Raw genomic sequence first — 17282 nt, forward strand, 5'->3', positions numbered from 1 at the left:
TTTAGCTTAATATTCTCACATTCCTTCATAATTAATAAAAGGTGCTCGTCTATTAATATTAAGATTCTGACTTGAGAAAAATAATTAATTTAATAAAATTTCCAAATTGTAAATTTCTCAAAGTAAAAAGGACTACCTCCTTTAAAAAGAAAGTAGTCCTTTAATTATTTTCATTTTACTTACCAGACTGCTTCACAGCTTTGTGAAACGTTATTACATCATTCCGCCCATTCCACCCATGCCGCCCATGTCAGGCATGCCGCCGCCAGCGTTTTCTTCTGGGATGTCTGCTACTACTGCTTCAGTAGTTAGGAACATCGCAGATACGCTTGCTGCGTTTTGAAGTGCATAGCGAGTTACTTTAGTCGGATCTACGATACCAACTTCAAGCATGTTAACCCACTCGCCAGTTGCTGCGTTGAATCCAATTCCGATTTCTTCTTTTTTCAGGCGTTCTACGATTACAGATCCTTCTAGACCAGCGTTGTGTGCGATTTGGCGTACAGGCTCTTCCATCGCACGTAGAACGATTTTAATACCTGTTGCTTCGTCGCCTTCCGCTTGGATTGCTGCCACTTGGTTGTAGATGTTTACAAGAGCAGTACCACCACCGGCTACGATTCCTTCTTCCACTGCAGCACGCGTGGAGTTTAGAGCATCTTCAATGCGAAGTTTACGCTCTTTTAGTTCTGTTTCTGTTGCCGCTCCAACTTTGATTACAGCTACGCCGCCAGCGATTTTAGCTAGGCGCTCTTGTAATTTTTCGCGGTCAAATTCAGAAGTTGTATCTTCTAATTGTGCACGGATTTGGCCAACGCGAGCTTGGATTTCTTCTGTGTTGCCGTGTCCGTTTACAACTGTCGTGTTTTCTTTTGTTACAACGATTTTGTCAGCGCGTCCTAATTGGCTGATGTTCGCAGTTTTCAGGTCAAGACCTAGTTCTTCTGTGATCACTTCTCCGCCAGTTAGTACTGCGATGTCTTGAAGCATTGCTTTACGACGGTCACCGAATCCAGGAGCTTTAACTGCTACTGCATTGAATGTTCCACGTAATTTGTTCACTACTAATGTAGCCAACGCTTCGCCTTCTACGTCTTCTGCAATCAGTAACAACGGCTTGCCTTGTTGTACTACTTGCTCAAGAACTGGAAGGATTTCTTGGATGTTCGTGATTTTCTTATCTGTGATTAACACATAAGGATTTTCAAGAACAGCTTCCATTTTATCAGAATCAGTTACCATGTATGGAGATGCATATCCACGGTCGAATTGCATACCTTCTACTACTTCAAGCTCTGTTGTGAAGCCTTTGGACTCTTCAAGCGTAATAACGCCGTCGTTACCAACGCGCTCCATCGCTTCTGCAATCAATTGACCTACTTCTTCGTCTGCTGCAGAGATTGCTGCAACTTGTGCGATGGAAGCTTTGCCTTCGATTGGTTTAGAGATTGTTTTTAATTCTTCGATTGCAACAGCAACCGCTTTTTCGATTCCTTTACGAATACCCATTGGGTTCGCACCAGCTGTAACGTTCTTTAATCCTTCGCGGATCATTGCTTGCGCAAGAACTGTTGCAGTTGTTGTACCGTCACCGGCAACGTCGTTTGTTTTGCTTGCAACTTCAGCTACAAGTTTCGCACCCATGTTTTCAAATGCATCTTCTAATTCGATTTCTTTTGCGATTGTTACACCATCATTTGTGATTAGTGGAGAACCGAATTTCTTTTCAAGTACTACGTTACGTCCTTTTGGTCCTAATGTTACTTTCACTGCATCAGCTAGTTTGTCTACACCGCGAAGCATGGAGCGACGGGCTTCTTCACTGAACTTAATCTCTTTTGCCATGATAGATAGACCTCCTTAGGAATTTAAATGAATTTTAGATACTGCTCGGTTGATTTGCGCTGCAGGTGTTCGCTTTCCGCGGGGCGTGTGCTTGAGCCTCCTCGGCTTTGCCTGCGGGGTCTCAAGCTACCGCTATCTCCCGCCGGAGTCTCACACCCTCCGCTACAATCAACCAGTTTAAAATTTTATTAGATGCGGGGCTAGTTCGGTTAGCTATCCGCTTTGATGGTTAGATTATTTGCTTACTACTGCAAGTACGTCTGTTTCTTTAAGGATAAGAAGTTCTCTTCCTTCGAATTTCACTTCAGTTCCTGCGTATTTAGAGAAGATTACGCTGTCGCCTTCTGCTACTTCAAGTGCTACACGCTCTCCGCTTTCTAGTACGCGGCCAGTTCCTACTGCTACTACTTTACCTTCTTGAGGTTTTTCTTTCGCAGAGTCCGGTAATACGATACCACTTGCCGTTTTTTCCTCTGATTGAACAAGTTCAATTACAATGCGATCGCCTAATGGCTTTAACATGAAAACAACCTCCTTGGTTTCATATGTAATGGTTTATATTTTATTAGCACTCTTAACACTTGAGTGCTAACACAATTATTATAATAATGAATCTGCTTCTGTTTTGCAAGTATCTTTATCTAAAAAATTTTCGACTTGCAACCCTTTTCATTATCCTCATGTGCTTTCCTGTTTAAACGTGTCGAATCAAGATTGTTTTCGTAAAATCTGCCCATTCAGGGAAACCTTATCGTTATAAGGACATATAGATTATATGGTACAATACGAAAAGTGAATAATGCTTAAGAGGAGCTTATTATGACAAAAAATTATTGGTACGTCATTATTACATATGTCCTGATGCAGCTGTCCGTATTGCTTGGTTACCCGCTGTTGATCTGGCTTGGCGTCGGGGAAGGCATGGAGCGCGCCACCAGAGAGCCATATCTAATCGGCGTTTGGGCCTTTATCAGTTTTACGGTTGGATTGGCCATTGTTGCCTGGATACTCCGCAACGAATGGACCAAAGGGGACTTCCGAGGCGAAACAGCTTCCATCCCAAAAACAGTACTATGGTCGGTTGTCGGCTTTCCGCTTGCACTGATTGGGCAGGCTGTGGCAGCACAGATTCAAATGCAGCTTTTCGGCATTCAGCCGGGATCTGAGAACACCCAGCAAATCATGGGGTTTGTCTCCGCATTCCCTGTCATGATTTTTGCCGTTGCCGTCGCTGGACCGATATTAGAGGAGATTATTTTCCGGAAGATCATTTTCGGTTCCATCTATAAGAAGTTTAACTTCGCCATTGCGCTGACGGTGAGTTCGTTACTTTTTGCCGTGGTCCATCAAGATTTCAAGCATCTGCTCATATACTTTGTCATGGGAGGCATTTTCGCTTTCCTATATGTAAAAACTAACCGCATTATCGTTCCGATCATCGCCCACGTTGCCATGAACTCGTTCGTTGTCATCGTACAATATGTGTTCCGCGATGATATCGAAGAAATGATGCGTCAAATGGAAGAAATGCAACAGAACGTACCGAATTTCATTTCGTTCTTTTAAACAGCTCTCCGCTAGAGCTGAACTTACCTGGAGGATTTGCACATGAAAATAACACCATTACGAATGGTTTTCTTCTATGCGATCATGGGCAGCTTGTTCTTGTACCTGGCGATTGTTTCTGTGAAGGATACCATCTGGCACTGGCACACCATCCTGCTGATGCTCATTGCCACCTTTGACTTCGGCGTCGCCATTCGGTCCTATCTGCTGCATAAGAAGATTAAAGAGATACAACAGAAGAAAAAGTGAGAGAAGGCTCGTACCTGTTGTAGGTGCGGGTCTTTTTAATTTGGAGAGTCTATAATTCAGTTGATTTCCGTTTCAGGCGCTTCGCTTGCCTGCGGGCGGTCCGTGAGCCTCCTCGGCTTGCAGCCTGTGGGGTCTCACCTGTCCCTTCCTCCCGCGGGCGTCTGCGCGCCTTCCACTGCAATCAACTTGGGGTTCGCTCTTACTGGGGGATGTTTTGGGTTGGTTTTTACTAAAAGTGGTTTTGGGTAATTAGGGTTTGTGCTTTTGTGGGTTGGGTCGCAGATGCTTATGGAATGTTACCTATTTTGAACAAAAACAGAGGGAATTTGCTCGTTTTGAGGGGCCTCTGGGATGGTTCGGTCAATTCGTTCAGGTGTTCGGACAATTTTCTTGTTTTTTTGTAGGGGGTTCGGACATTTGAGGTTGTTGTTCGGTCAATTTTTAACGAGCTTTGGACACTTCAAAATTTGGTTCGGTCAAATTCGGAGAAACTTCGGTCAACTTTCCCAAATCTTTGGTCAAAATCGTGGAAACTTCGGTCAACTTTCGAAAATCTTCGGACATTTGGCAAGATTGGGCCCGTCATCTGTCCCTATGAGCGACTTGAACCGGTCCACCGCCTAAACCAAAAACAAGCCCGCCCCCTTCTCAAAAAAGGGGACGAGCTTGCTCAAATCTAATTATTCATCTTCTCTTCCTGCTCCATCAACGCTGCCGCTTTTTGCGCTTTTCGATAAGAAACACGAGAAATCACAATGCTGATTTCATATAGCAAAAACAGCGGGACGGTTACCATCAAATGCGAGATCAGTTCTGGCGGCGTAATCATTCCACCGACCACAAGCAGGCCAAAGTAAGCGAACTTACGAATTTCCACCAAGAAGCTTGGGGTAATGAGGCCCAGCCTTGTTAAGAACATCACAATTACCGGCATTTGAAACAGTAACCCAAACGGTAGGGTTAGTTGAAACAAGAATTGAAAGTATTCGTTGATTCCGATTACCTGGTTTATTTCCAACCGGTCTGCAAGTCTACCCATGAAATCCACGACAAACGGGAATAAAATGAAGTAAGAGAAAGCTAGTCCGCTTAAAAACAGGAAAATGGAAATAGGTATATAGCTTAACGTTACTCTCCGTTCTTTTTCTAACAAGCCTGGGCTGATGAAGGCCCAAAGCTGATAGAGCGTGACGGGAAACGTTATGATAAATGCAATTAGAAAGGCGAATTGCATAAAGATCTTGATGGGGTCTGTCATACGAAAGGCGTTCATCGTCAGCTCTTTCGCTTCATCTGTTTGCTGTAAATAGACAATGATCGGTTCGGCCAAGAAGAAGCCGCCGATTGCCGAAACGAAAAAGAAGGATGCTGTGATGATAATTCTTTTTCGGAGCTCGCCTATATGGTCATACACCGACATTTCTCTATCTAGCATATATGTTCATCCTTACATTACTTCGTTTCTTCTTTTTTCTCTTTAGAATCGTCGTCATCGGCCAATCCTTTAGTTGCGTTTTTGAATTCGCGCAATGTATTACCTGCTGCTTTTCCAAGTTGAGGCAACTTGCTTGGACCGAAAATAAGTAGTGCTACAAATACAATAAGTAAGAGGCTTCCCATTCCTAATGAACCCATATTTGACACCTCCTCGAAATATTCTTATTCTACATCTTTTTTACTCGCTTGGATAGTGCTTAAGAAAATATACCAATGACTGCAGTTCCACCGCCAAATCAATATGATGGATGCGTATCTCTTCCGGAACATTGATACGTGCCGGTGTAAAGTTCAGTATGCCCTTTACGCCCTTTTCTACAAGTCTATCCGCTATTGGCTGTGCTACCGGAGCCGGAACCGTCAAGATGGCTACCGTTACATTCTCGGGCATTTGTTTTTCAATATCGTCTAAATGATAAACAGGGACTCCTCCGATTTCCGAGCCGATTTTGGACTCGTCCACATCAAAGGCCATCACTATTTTCGTATTATTGTTTTTCATAAAATTATAATGTAGGAAGGCGGTTCCTAAATTACCTACACCTATTAGAGTAACATATGTCAATTCGTCTTGGTCGAGCGTTTTCCTGAAAAAAGTTAACAAATATTGAACATTATATCCATATCCCTTTTTCCCCAACGCACCAAAGTAACTGAAGTCCCGGCGGATCGTGGCGCTGTCCACCTTTACCGCTTCACTAAGCTCCGCAGATGACACGCGCTGCTTGCCAGACGAATGCAAGTTCTGGATGAAACGATAATATAACGGAAGGCGCTTTGCCGTTGCCTGTGGAATTTTTATTTGTTCGTTATTCATTGTACTCCCCCATTTGTCGAACCTGTTTGCTCCTCTATTTTACCACGGAACGAAAACGATTACATTTCTATGTCTTTACTAATTTTCCTGCCTTTGGGACCTTGTCCGCAATCGGGCGATAATTTGGATTTACGGGCGATTTCCGAGTGGAATCGGGCGATTTTACAGATTTACGGGCGATAATTGCCACTAATCGGGCGAAAATAAAAAAATACAGGCGATAATCTCGATTTACGGGCGATTCTACCAAATCGAGCCCCTCCCTCAAAACCAGATACCCAAAATCTTGATGTAAACCCCAAAGAAAGATACACTTAACCTAGAATTACTCGAGGTGAAGATGATGATTATTTTACAAGTTAATCAGTTGACCAAATACTTTGGCGCTGACCTTATTTTATCGAATATAAAACTAGAAGTACAATCCAAAGATAGAATTGCCCTTGTGGGACGCAACGGGGCAGGGAAATCCACTCTATTAAAAATCATAGCCAATCAGCTATCCTTTGATTCAGGAGACCTGATTAAACCTAAAGGCGTGTCGATCGGCTATCTTGCGCAGGACACTGGCTTGCAGACTGAGCGCTCGATCTGGGACGAGATGCTGACCGTATTCGCCGGACTCCGCGAACTGGAAACACAAATGCGCACATTGGAAGCGAAAATGGGAGATCCCGCTTATTTTGAAGATGAAGTAGCGTACGCTCGCATTCTCAAAGAATATGACGAAGTGCAAGAAGCCTTCAAGCAAAAAGGCGGCTTTCAATATGAAGCAGATATCCGCTCCGTTCTGCACGGATTGCGCTTTTCCGAATATGATTACGAAACACCGATTGAAACATTAAGTGGCGGACAACGGACACGTTTGGCTCTAGCGAAACTGCTTTTGACCAAGCCGGATCTCCTCATTCTCGATGAGCCGACCAACCACTTGGACATCGACACCCTTTCCTGGCTGGAGAACTACCTCCAAGGCTACCCGGGTGCCCTGTTGATTGTTTCCCATGACCGCTATTTCTTGGACAAGGTCGTTAACATTGTTTACGAGATTTCTCGTAAGCAATCCGCGAAGTTCATCGGAAACTACAGTAAGTATCTGGATCAGAAGGCCGAGCAGTATGAGCGCGAAATGAAGATGTTTGAAAAGCAGCAAGGCGAGATTGCCAAGCTGCAAGATTTTGTAGCAAAGAACCTTGCCCGCGCTTCTACCACCAAGCGGGCCCAAAGCCGTCGCAGGCAGCTTGAGAAGATGGACGTGATGGACCGTCCTAAAGGCGACGAAAAATCTGCCTCCATTATGTTTGATATCGACCGCCAAAGCGGGAACGATGTGCTAAAAGCAAGAGATCTAGCCGTCTCCTACGATACGAACCCTGTCTTCCGTCAAGTGGACTTTTCCATGAGCCGCGGCGACAGTGTTGCACTTGTCGGGCCAAACGGAATTGGAAAGTCTACCTTATTAAAGACGCTTGTCGGAAAATTAAAGCCGCTTGAAGGCACCTTTTCTTTTGGCGCCAATGTGTCGATCAGCTATTACGATCAGCAGCAGGCAGATCTTACTTCCAACAAAACCGTTCTAGCGGAGCTTTGGGATGAATATCCTCAGAAGATGGAGAAAGAGATCCGGACCGTTCTAGGAAACTTCCTATTTTCCGGGGATGACGTGTTAAAGCCCGTATCCACATTGAGTGGTGGCGAAAAGGCGCGGCTTGCCCTTTCCAAGCTGATGATGGAGCGCTCAAATGTGCTGATTCTCGATGAGCCTACCAACCACTTGGACTTGGACAGCAAAGAAATTTTAGAGAATGCCTTGATTGATTATCCAGGCACGATTCTCTTCGTGTCCCATGACCGTTATTTTATCAACCGGTTGGCGACGAAGGTATATGAGCTGAGCACAGTTGGCGCAACAGAGTACCTTGGCGACTACGACTATTATGTGGAGAAAAAAGAAGAGGCGTTGGAACTGGAGCGATTGGAAGCAGAGACTGCGACTACTAAAGGTTCTAAAGTGACTTCATCTGCTTCAACTGAGGCCCCTGAGAAAATGAGTTATGAACAGGAGAAAGAAGCAAAGCGCCTCGAACGCCAGCGCAAACGCCGCGTCGAAGAAATCGAAAAAGAGATGGAAGAGCTTGAGCAGAAAATCGAGCATAACGAAAGCGAGCTTTGCTTGCCTGAAGTCTACCAGGACCATGAAAAAGTGCTGGAGCTGAACACAGCGAATGAAGCGTTTCAGGAAAAGCTGCTTGCGTTGATGGAAGAATGGGAAGAGCTTGTTTAAATAGTAGGGGGATATGGATGAATAGATTTTTCTCGATTGTTTTATTAATGGTCATTATTATTAACACCATCAGATACTTTTACTACATCTTTACCGGCCCGATCGAGGCGTATTATTTCGTCATGCTGGCTATCAACCTTGCAGGGTTGGGTCTTGGGATTTACTATTTATTTTTCCAAAAGAAAAAACAGCGTAACTAGCAAAAACCGCACAGAGTGGACTGTGCGGTTTTGTTATATTCCCTATCTCGTCGCACTGGACAAAGTAGAAGCCTTCCTCAGCATTCCCCAATTCGGCAAGAAAGAAAATAGCGCTATAGCCACCAGCATAAAGAAGTTAAGTCCCATCTTCCACCCGTCCATATCTACCAAAGCATCCAATAAGAAGTCCCTTGTAGTGGGAAGGAGAAAAGCAATTGCAAGCAGCGCCAATGTTCCAAATCCCCCAATTAAACCAAGGCGGTAAAAGATGGTTCCAAGTAAAAAGCCTAGTGATAATAGAAGAAAACAGATGACCAGATCTACAAACAGTTGGTTATACCACGTGTTTGCTAATGTCGTCATTTCCACCGTATGGTAAGTGAGGAAACTCCCGCTTGCTGCCATCCCTACAAGCCCATCGAATACGCTCTTAATGATTACATGAATGGTGGAAAACACCACTGCCACTACGCTGCAATAGATCAGCACACTGAGCAAATATTGATTTCTTGTCGCACCAAACTTAATGCAATAAGGGAAGGTCTCCCTTGTTGTCAAAAAGCCCGTAATCCCGCAGAATATATAGATTGCCATGCTTGTGGAAACAACCATTTTTGTGTCAAAGGATAGGACAATAAGGAACATGGCAGTCAAACTGAGAATCAAAATGGACCAGAACACCATAAACGAAAACCGCATATCCACAGCCAAATAATAAAGAACTGCTTTAACATCCTTAAGCATATTGCTTCCCTCCCTGTAACTCTTCTTCTGTCATATACACCATCAGTTGCTGAATGGAGCTCCGTTCTGCATCCAAGTTGTGCTGGGTCGCCGCTTCCACCGTAAGCCCTTCACCGTACAAAGTCGCTGTTTTTCTACCAGCCAAAACGGACTCATGTAACACACGCTTGCCTTCTGCAAACTGATCTACCGCTTCTTTTTTCCCTGACACCGTGATGCTTGAGTCTAGAAGTTCTTCTGTGGAATTGTGGAAAACAAGCTGCCCACTTCTCATCAGGACCACTTCTTCAAACAGGTTACTCACCTCATCAATGAGATGTGTGGATAAGATGATCGTTCTCGGAAACTCTTCGTATTCTTCCAAGAGCACTTCATAAAATTTAAACCTGGCCGCTGCGTCGAGTCCGATATACGGTTCATCAAGGATCGTGATTTTCGCTCTGCTCGCCAGGCCAATAATGATGCCTAGTGAAGATTCCATCCCTTTTGACAAGCCTTTCGTTTTGAGGGTCGGATTTAGATTGAAAGTGGTAAGTAACGCATTTGCTGTGTCCCATGACCAGTTCGGGTAAAAAAGCGATGCCACTTTTAAGATATCCTTGATTTTAAGGCGTTTGATGAAGTTGTTGCTCTCATTTACAAGGCAGATATCTTTGGTGATGTTCCTATTGTTAAAGGGGTTCTGACCGTTAATGAGGATTTCCCCTGATGAAGGAAGTGCGTGACCTGCAAGCAACTGCATCAATGTGGTTTTACCCGCACCGTTCCGTCCAAGCAAACCGTAGATTTTGTTTTCCTCAAGCGTTATTGACATGTTATCCACCGCTTTTTTGTTTCCGTAGATTTTGGATACATTCTTTACTTCTATCTTCATTGCTCTTCCCCCCTTGCCGATCAATGTCGCTAATTCCTCTTCTGTTATCCCAAGCTTGCTAGCTTCTTTTTTTAGCGGAACGATATAGTCTTTAAAAAATGCAGCTTTTCTTTTTGTCAGGATGATCTGCTTTGCCCCTTCTGCCACAAACATTCCTACTCCCCTTTTCTTAAATAGAATTTCCTGATCAACCAACTGATTGATCCCCTTGGCTGCAGTTGCTGGGTTGATCTGATAATACTTCGCAAATTCGTTAGTTGACGGCACCCGCTCTCCCTCCTGCATACTGCCTTCTAAGATGCCGCTCTCGATCAGTTCGGCCACCTGCTGGAAAATGGGGATGTCACTCTTAAGGTTGATTTCCATGATTTTAATTCACCTACTTTGAGTTGACTGGTGTATTTATTGTTATGTTATTTGGTTCATTAGTTATGTAACTAACTATATAAGTTAAGGGAGGAGAAGTCAATGGGGTTATTAACAATTTTTACAAAATAAATTTATAGAGGTTGCGGGGATGGGGAGCTTTCTGTTACCAAACTTGTGGAAACAGAGCCGCTTTGGGTGCTAAGACCGCCTCTCTGTTACCATTCTTGGCTCAGCTGAGCATCTTCGGGCTCTGAGACCGCCTCTCTGTTACCGTTCTTGGCGCAGCGATGCAACTTCGGGCTCTGAGACCGCTTCTCTGTTACCGTTCTTGGCGCAGCGGAGCATCTTCGGGCTCTGAGACCGCCTCTCTGTTACCGTTCTCGGCTCAGCTGAGCAACTTCGGGCTCTGAGACCGCTTCTCTGTTACCTTTTTAGATCAGTTGCTTCTGTTTCGGGCGTTGATAATGTTAAACCAGCCACCCAATTAAAAGTCAGGTAACTTTGAATAATTCTATTTGCCCGAAGCAACGAGCTTAGTACTAAAAAAGTTTTATAGAAGTGGTCTATACGACCGAAGCTCTTTATCAAACTTCCCTTCCGTCTTATAGAACCCCTCTATACGACCGAAGCCATTCACAAAGCTTCCCTTCCGTCCAATAGAACCTCTCTATACGACCGAAGCCACTCACAAAGCTTCCCTTCCGTCTTATAGAACCCCTCTATACGACCGAAGCTACTTATCAAGCTCCCCTTCCGTCTTATAGAACCCCTCTATACGACCGAAGCTACTTATCAAGCTCCCCTTCCGTCTTATAGAACCCCTCTATACGACCGAAGCTACTTATCAAGCTCCCCTTCCGTCTTATAGAACCCCCCTATACGACCGAAGCCACTCTTCAAGCCACCCTCCAGTCCAATAGACTTCTCCACACCTACCACACCACCCCACACCCAAAGTTACCAACAAACACCCACACCCACCCCCAAACGCACTTTTTGTCGAACAAAAAAGGTATTCTGCTGAAGCTTGTCGACTAGAACCACTTACCCACAGTCTTATACACATATCCACCCTTGTTTTATAAGTTATCAAGATAAATATCCACACTATCCACAAAAATACACAAAGTTATCCACATTTTTTTATTCACATTTCCGAGGTTTATTTTAGTGGATATTTGGGTATCTATCCACATTTAATCCACAGGTGTGTGGATAACTCTCCACACTACCCTAAAAGCAGCGTCCCCACAACAAAGCAAGCGCATCCAAAAGAAAAAGCCTCCTAACTGAACAAAGTCAGTTAAAAGGCTTCTCAATATCCAATCCTGGATTCGCATTCAAATCCATTCCAGATCGCTTTCCTAATCGATACATCACGCTACCTACCGTTGCAATCATCGCGGCATTGTCCGTACACAAGGATAACGGTGGGATCACCAAGTTCTTCCCTTCACTATCCACAGCATCCTGTAATGCCGAACGCAATCCTCTGTTTGCCGCTACACCGCCAGCGAGCAACACTTGATTCACACCATATTCCTTCATCGCACGAATCGTTTTTCCAACCAGCACTTCAATCACGCTCTCCTGGAAGCTTGCAGCAAGGTCCTCCGCCACAATCTCTTCCCCTTTTTGCTTGGCGTTGTGAAGGGTGTTGATCACTGCTGACTTCAAGCCAGAAAAGCTAAAATCATAGGAGTCTTCCTCAAGCCATGCTCTTGGCAGCTTGATAGAAGGCGTTCCTTCCACAGCCATACGGTCAATGTGAGGTCCGCCCGGATAAGGTAACTGAAGCGTTCGTGCCACCTTGTCGTAGGCTTCTCCTACAGCGTCATCTCTCGTTTCCCCGATTACTTCAAAAGAACCGTGCTCTTTCATGTACACAAGCTCTGTGTGCCCGCCTGACACGACGAGCGCAAGCAATGGGAAATCTAGGTCAGCCACCAGTTGGTTGGCATAGATATGACCGGCAATATGATGAACGCCAACAAGTGGTTTTTGATGAGCGAATGCCAGCGCCTTAGCGGAGTTGACCCCGATCAACAGTGCACCAACAAGCCCAGGTCCTTCAGTTACCGCAATCGCATCGATGTCTGCCATTGTCACACCACCCTGCTCTAGCGCTTCCTCAAGCACCACAGTCATCTGCTCGACATGATGGCGGGAAGCGATTTCTGGGACCACCCCGCCAAAACGCTGGTGACTTTCAATCTGGGAGGAAACGATATTTGCCACAATCTCTTTTCCGTTTTTAATGATGGCCACTGCCGTCTCATCACAGCTCGTTTCAATTCCTAATATTAGTTCGTCTTTTGCTTCAGTTAGTTTCATATATTCACCCACATCACTAGTGCATCTTCATTATTATCCACATAGTATTTTTTCCGGATTCCGCCGTTTTGGAATCCGTATTTTCGATAGAGCCCCTGTGCCACTACATTCGATACCCTTACCTCAAGCGACACCACCGTCGCTCCGACCATTTTACAATATTCCATTGCTTTTCCTAGTAAAAGATCGCCAAGCTTTCGGCCGCGGCAAGCGGGGTCAACCGCAATGTTCGTAATTTGCGCTTCCCCCATCACAATCCAAATCCCGCAATAGCCGATTACCCGGTTCTCCTCTTTCATCACGAGGTAATGAGCATACGGATTGTTGGTCAGTTCATAATAGAAGGCGTCCTGCGTCCAAGGTGTAGCAAATGACTTTAACTCCACCCGGTGCACTCCTTCAATATCGTAAACCGTCATTTTTGTTATATCAATCAATGTATTCATTCCGCTCACCTATTTTTCTTTACTTTCCAGCCATTTCGCCTCTGCCTCAGCAAGCCTCGTATAATTTGGCACGAAGGAATGAGCATCCTCGGCCTCTCTTTTCAAGCCAAGAAAAGCAAGCTCGCTTGGTCTTGGGTTGTTTTCGCTGACCTGTGCAAAATGCGCCAGTTCCCCAAGGTACTCTATGATGGTTTCCTTATGAAGGTGCACATCATTTCCGATGAACAAAACCGGTTCCTGCTTGTCTTTTAACGCCTGAAGCCAGTCTGTCATCAAGATATTGACGTCTTCCACTTCCGTCGTCAACTCTCCGCCCTTGTAACGATACAGCCCCGTATACACCTGACCGCGTCTCGCATCCTGCAAAGCACAGATGCTTCCGTCAAAATAACGGCCGTTCGCCGCGACAAGCTCCAAACTTGAAACCCCAACAAGCGGAATGTTCAACGACCACGCCAGCGTCTTCGCAAGCGTCACACCGATTCTAACTCCCGTATAGGAACCCGGGCCTTTTCCCACCACGATTCGTGTAAGATCCGTTGGTGCAACATCACAATCCTGCATCAGCTTCTCCACTGCTGGCATCGCGCGCAACGAATGGTTCTTTTTCACATTTGTGACCAGTTCCCCGATCACTTTATCCTCATCTACTAAAGCAACGCCCAACACATAGGTGGACGTATCAATCGCTAACACTTTGGTCATTCCATTAACTCCTTACATATAGCTTCATATCTTTCCCCTTTGGGTGTGAGAACAATCTTACGTTCATCATCGCCATGGTGATAGATATAGATTTCCAACCGTTCACTTGGTAAAAATTCTTCAATCAGATGGGCCCACTCCACAACGGTGACACCTTCACCTTCAAAATAATCATCAAATCCCAAGTCCTCTTCACTGTCAGCCAAGCGGTACACATCCATGTGATAAAGCGGAAGGCGGCCTTGATACTCCTTGATGATGGTAAAGGTCGGACTGTTCACGTTCCTCTTAATCTCGAGTCCTTTTGCCAAGCCTTTCGTAAACGTCGTCTTCCCGGCGCCAAGATCCCCCTCCAACAACAGAACCGCTCCGCCTTCCATCAACCTGCCAAGCGCCTCGGACTTTGCCATAGTCTCCTCGGCCGAATGTGTCATAAGCTCCACTTGCAACATATCATCCTACTCCTAACCTCTATTAAAATGATTATAGCCTTCTTTTTTCAATTCCTGCACGGCGCCGTCGTATGACTTTATGAACGCTTTTCCTTCGCCACTAGCAACCGTCCCTATTTTCCTGATCTTTACTCCGGCTGTCAGGCACTCCTCCTCAAGCTTGGCCCAGTCCGTCTCAGGAATGGAACCGACCAATTCAAAGTCCTCTCCACCGGTCAAAGCCCACTTAAGTGCATTATCCGCATCATAACGCTGTAAATCTTCACTAATAGGTATTGTTTCCTTATTTATGAAAATATCTACCTGGCTCGCCTCTGCAATCTCCAAAAGCTCACTTGCCAAGCCGTCACTCACATCGTTTAGAGAAACACGTTCAAACTTGCTTAAAATTCTGCCCAATGTAACTTGGGGTTTTGGCCGCTGGTGGCTCTCCACTAAAGTCCCAAACTTATCAGCATTCTTATTATGTAAAAGAATATCCAAACCACCTGCCGCATCTCCAACGGTTCCAGAGACAAATACTACATCTCCATCCCTAGCATTAGAACGAAGCAGCCTTTTGCCATTTTCCACTTTCCCAATCACAAATACACTCAGTACCATTGTTTTGCCGGAAGTCGTGTCACCGCCAATTAGATCCATTTCATATTGCTCCCCAAGCGACTTCATGCCATCATAGATAGACTTCAGTTCTTCCTGCGTCCAGCTTTTTGGGATTGTAATGGATACAAGGTAATACAAAGGATATCCACCCATTGCAGCCACATCACTGATATTAGCCGCCAACGCCTTATAACCAATATCAAACGGCTTCATCGTTTCACGTGTAAAATGAACATCCTCCACCATCGTATCCACACATACAATTTTCTCGAAGCCTTCTTCCATTTCGATAATTGCCGCATCGTCTCCGATTCCAACTACCTTTTTCGCATGAAATAGTCGATCTGGTTGAATATCTTTAATAAAAGCAAATTCATCTGAAATGGACACGCTCTTCACTCCTCTGCTTCCGACTGCTACCCACTATTATAGCGAAAGCACCTTCATAAAGAAAATAATTCTGCCAAGAAAAGCATCATAAGGTTTAACCTTCCCATAAAAAGGATATGGACAAGAGAACGCTTAAATTTAGAGGAGGAATATAAGAAATGGCATACACAGACCGTGAAGCTACTCAAGACAGAGTAGAACGTAAAGTTGAAAATATGGACCCTGGCAAAAAAGAACAGATCCTGGCCGACTTCGATACCTTCAAGAGCTATTTAAGTGACAAAGTCTCCAAAGGAAAGAAAGTGGGTCTTGGGGAAGAACAGCTTGCTATGGCCGCAGAAAAAGTTGCAGATTACTTGGCAAAGCATGAAGATCCTAGAAACAGTGAAGAAAAACTTCTTCAAGAATTATGGAAAGTCGGCGACAAAGACGAACGCCACAAACTCGCACATATGCTTGTTAAACTAGTGGATTAATAGTACTAGTCTAAATATACTTGTTTGTCTAGATTATTAGGTTTTAACTGCCATCTCTTTTGGGGTGGTTTTTTTCATGGGTAAAATTTCCTTAATAAAAAAATAATAAAAAAGAAGGAATTTGTCATAATTTATAGAATATTTAAACTTGGTTGCCGATATATACTATATAGGGGGCAAATACTATTACAGGAGGGAATACAATGCGCTTTACTAGTTTTTTCTTTTTTCTCATCATGGCTGTAGCATTAACAGGTTGTAACAACGGAGGAACGGAAGCAGATGCCGAAGAGGCAATTGGCTTAGAATACGCCTTCGAAAATAATGGACAAGAATTTGAGATAATCCACGTGTACCAGTTGTACGAGGCATTCTATGAAGAAGGACTAAAAGGGGAAGAAGCAACTGCACTGTACACTTCAAGCATCCTTGATGAGGTTGCGGATAAATGCTACAAAGGTGGCGAATTCGAAACAAATACAGACTATGCTCTTGCTCCACCAAAGAACAGAATTGCCGCTCAAGATAACCTGAAAAGAATGGATACTAAAAAGATCAATGCTGCTGTTAAAGACGCACTAACCAAGTCTTCTAACGAACTGCCACTTGAAGGAAGCAAAACAACTGTATGTGTGTTCCCAACTGATAACAATGCACCGGCTACTTTCGTCACTGCAGGTGTTGGCAAAATCGTCGTATTCTTTGATCGTAATACAACAGACAACTTGCTAAAAGCAGGAGTCGCAAACAAATATCACCACAGCTACTGGGTTGATAACCATTATAACGGAGAAACATTTACCGTTTTAGATAACCTTGTCATTGAAGGAAAAGGAACCATGTTCCAAAAACTTGTATATCCTAAAATTGATGTAGCACCAGTAGATGAAGAATACAACAAAGACCTCTGGACAAGAATTGAAGGGGAACTTGAAAAAGAAGATGATAAAAAGACGCAAGAAATCTTCAAAGGCGGAAGAAACGGGTTACCGAATCAATATGGCTACAGCGAAAGCTATAAAATGCTGCAATCCTTCGTGAACGCAAATGAAGGTGCATCCATTGAAGACTGGACTGCTGCTACTTCTGAAGAGATCTTGGAAGCACATAAAGCGAATTATAATTGATTGTAGGTTGTATGTAGATGGGATGGGGCCTCAAAACGGGGCTTCATTCTTTTTTGTTTTCTAAAAAAAGACAAAAAAAATAACGAAACCTAGTTTCGCATTTTAAAAGAATGGCGGTCCCGACCGGGATCGAACCGGCGATCTCCTGCGTGACAGGCAGGCATGTTAACCGCTACACCACGGGACCTTATTTGGTTGCGGGGACAGGATTTGAACCTGCGACCTTCGGGTTATGAGCCCGACGAGCTACCAGACTGCTCCACCCCGCGATAATAATATATATGCTATTTTACAAAAGCACTTG

The 17282-nt window shown here is 44.4% G+C and carries 18 protein-coding genes and 2 tRNA genes; 6 read left to right on the forward strand and 14 right to left on the reverse strand.

Translation table 11 applies throughout. From position 1 onward, the window contains the following. Positions 1–213 precede the first annotated feature (213 nt). Both groL and groES read right to left on the reverse strand, forming a co-directional pair. Positions 214–1845 (reverse strand): chaperonin GroEL, encoded by a 1632-nt coding sequence (gene groL / locus M313_RS0101525; RefSeq protein ID WP_010191747.1) that lies wholly within the window; start codon positions 1843–1845, stop codon positions 214–216. A 234-nt stretch (positions 1846–2079) separates the two neighbouring features. Further along, positions 2080–2367, reverse strand: a complete 288-nt coding sequence (groES, locus tag M313_RS0101530; protein WP_010191748.1) for a co-chaperone GroES — start codon at positions 2365–2367, stop codon at positions 2080–2082. Positions 2368–2664: 297 nt separating this feature from the next. Here groES and M313_RS0101535 point away from each other — a divergent pair, with 297 nt between their 5' ends. Continuing rightward, complete coding sequence (locus M313_RS0101535) at positions 2665–3411, forward strand: CPBP family intramembrane glutamic endopeptidase (protein WP_010191749.1); 747 nt, start codon at positions 2665–2667, stop codon at positions 3409–3411. 42 nt (positions 3412–3453) lie between these two features. Next, positions 3454–3660 carry a YdiK family protein gene (locus tag M313_RS0101540; RefSeq protein WP_029326279.1) on the forward strand — a complete coding sequence of 69 codons (207 nt, stop codon included), beginning with the start codon at positions 3454–3456 and terminating at the stop codon, positions 3658–3660. Between the two features lie 676 nt (positions 3661–4336). Here M313_RS0101540 and tatC read toward each other — a convergent pair. From tatC to M313_RS0101560, 3 genes are read right to left on the reverse strand one after another with little or no spacing between them, the layout of a single operon-like run. Next, positions 4337–5095: a twin-arginine translocase subunit TatC gene (gene tatC / locus M313_RS0101550; RefSeq protein WP_010191753.1), complete on the reverse strand. Its 759-nt coding sequence runs from the start codon at positions 5093–5095 to the stop codon at positions 4337–4339. 17 nt (positions 5096–5112) lie between these two features. Then, positions 5113–5295 carry a twin-arginine translocase TatA/TatE family subunit gene (locus M313_RS0101555; RefSeq protein ID WP_010191755.1) on the reverse strand — a complete coding sequence of 61 codons (183 nt, stop codon included), beginning with the start codon at positions 5293–5295 and terminating at the stop codon, positions 5113–5115. A gap of 40 nt (positions 5296–5335) precedes the next feature. Beyond that, a complete protein-coding gene (locus M313_RS0101560) occupies positions 5336–5974 on the reverse strand; it encodes a redox-sensing transcriptional repressor Rex (protein ID WP_010191756.1) in 639 nt (212 codons plus the stop codon). A gap of 343 nt (positions 5975–6317) precedes the next feature. Here M313_RS0101560 and M313_RS0101565 point away from each other — a divergent pair, with 343 nt between their 5' ends. Together M313_RS0101565 and M313_RS0101570 are read left to right on the forward strand one after the other, a co-directional pair. Then, positions 6318–8258 carry an ABC-F family ATP-binding cassette domain-containing protein gene (locus M313_RS0101565; protein WP_010191761.1) on the forward strand — a complete coding sequence of 647 codons (1941 nt, stop codon included), beginning with the start codon at positions 6318–6320 and terminating at the stop codon, positions 8256–8258. 17 nt (positions 8259–8275) lie between these two features. Then, on the forward strand, positions 8276–8458 hold the full coding sequence (locus M313_RS0101570) for a hypothetical protein (protein ID WP_010191762.1): 183 nt from the start codon (positions 8276–8278) through the stop codon (positions 8456–8458). A gap of 42 nt (positions 8459–8500) precedes the next feature. Here M313_RS0101570 and M313_RS0101575 read toward each other — a convergent pair whose 3' ends face one another. From M313_RS0101575 to thiL, 7 genes are all read right to left on the reverse strand, one after another. After that, entirely contained in the window at positions 8501–9202 is a 702-nt protein-coding gene (locus M313_RS0101575; protein ID WP_010191763.1) for a hypothetical protein, read from the reverse strand. Beyond that, positions 9195–10442 carry an ATP-binding cassette domain-containing protein gene (locus M313_RS0101580; RefSeq protein WP_010191764.1) on the reverse strand — a complete coding sequence of 416 codons (1248 nt, stop codon included), beginning with the start codon at positions 10440–10442 and terminating at the stop codon, positions 9195–9197. The genes M313_RS0101575 and M313_RS0101580 overlap by 8 nt, the downstream gene beginning before the upstream one ends. 1302 nt (positions 10443–11744) lie before the next feature. Beyond that, the gene (gene tsaD / locus M313_RS0101590; RefSeq protein WP_010191766.1) at positions 11745–12779 is read right to left on the reverse strand and encodes a tRNA (adenosine(37)-N6)-threonylcarbamoyltransferase complex transferase subunit TsaD; all 1035 of its coding nucleotides are present in this window, start codon (positions 12777–12779) and stop codon (positions 11745–11747) included. After that, positions 12776–13225 (reverse strand): ribosomal protein S18-alanine N-acetyltransferase, encoded by a 450-nt coding sequence (gene rimI / locus M313_RS0101595; protein ID WP_010191767.1) that lies wholly within the window; start codon positions 13223–13225, stop codon positions 12776–12778. The genes tsaD and rimI overlap by 4 nt, the downstream gene beginning before the upstream one ends. 9 nt (positions 13226–13234) lie before the next feature. Next, positions 13235–13930 carry a tRNA (adenosine(37)-N6)-threonylcarbamoyltransferase complex dimerization subunit type 1 TsaB gene (gene tsaB, locus M313_RS0101600; protein ID WP_010191769.1) on the reverse strand — a complete coding sequence of 232 codons (696 nt, stop codon included), beginning with the start codon at positions 13928–13930 and terminating at the stop codon, positions 13235–13237. Next, positions 13927–14382 (reverse strand): tRNA (adenosine(37)-N6)-threonylcarbamoyltransferase complex ATPase subunit type 1 TsaE, encoded by a 456-nt coding sequence (gene tsaE / locus M313_RS0101605; protein ID WP_010191771.1) that lies wholly within the window; start codon positions 14380–14382, stop codon positions 13927–13929. The genes tsaB and tsaE overlap by 4 nt, the downstream gene beginning before the upstream one ends. A gap of 12 nt (positions 14383–14394) precedes the next feature. Further along, complete coding sequence (gene thiL / locus M313_RS0101610) at positions 14395–15375, reverse strand: thiamine-phosphate kinase (RefSeq protein ID WP_010191772.1); 981 nt, start codon at positions 15373–15375, stop codon at positions 14395–14397. 215 nt (positions 15376–15590) lie between these two features. Here thiL and M313_RS0101615 point away from each other — a divergent pair, with 215 nt between their 5' ends. Then, entirely contained in the window at positions 15591–15851 is a 261-nt protein-coding gene (locus M313_RS0101615; protein WP_392396781.1) for a DUF3243 domain-containing protein, read from the forward strand. Positions 15852–16054: 203 nt separating this feature from the next. After that, positions 16055–16978, forward strand: coding sequence for a DUF2268 domain-containing putative Zn-dependent protease (locus M313_RS22385; RefSeq protein WP_010191774.1), 924 nt, complete (start codon positions 16055–16057; stop codon positions 16976–16978). A gap of 111 nt (positions 16979–17089) precedes the next feature. On the opposite strand, the gene M313_RS0101625 is transcribed toward M313_RS22385, so the two are convergent. Next, positions 17090–17165: transfer RNA gene (locus M313_RS0101625), tRNA-Asp, on the reverse strand. 5 nt (positions 17166–17170) lie between these two features. Continuing rightward, positions 17171–17247: transfer RNA gene (locus tag M313_RS0101630), tRNA-Met, on the reverse strand. Positions 17248–17282: the final 35 nt, after the last annotated feature.

This window comes from Bacillus sp. m3-13 (genome assembly GCF_000175075.1).
In the GTDB taxonomy this organism is placed as follows: Bacteria; Bacillota; Bacilli; order Bacillales; family Bacillaceae_I; genus Sutcliffiella_A; species Sutcliffiella_A horikoshii_C.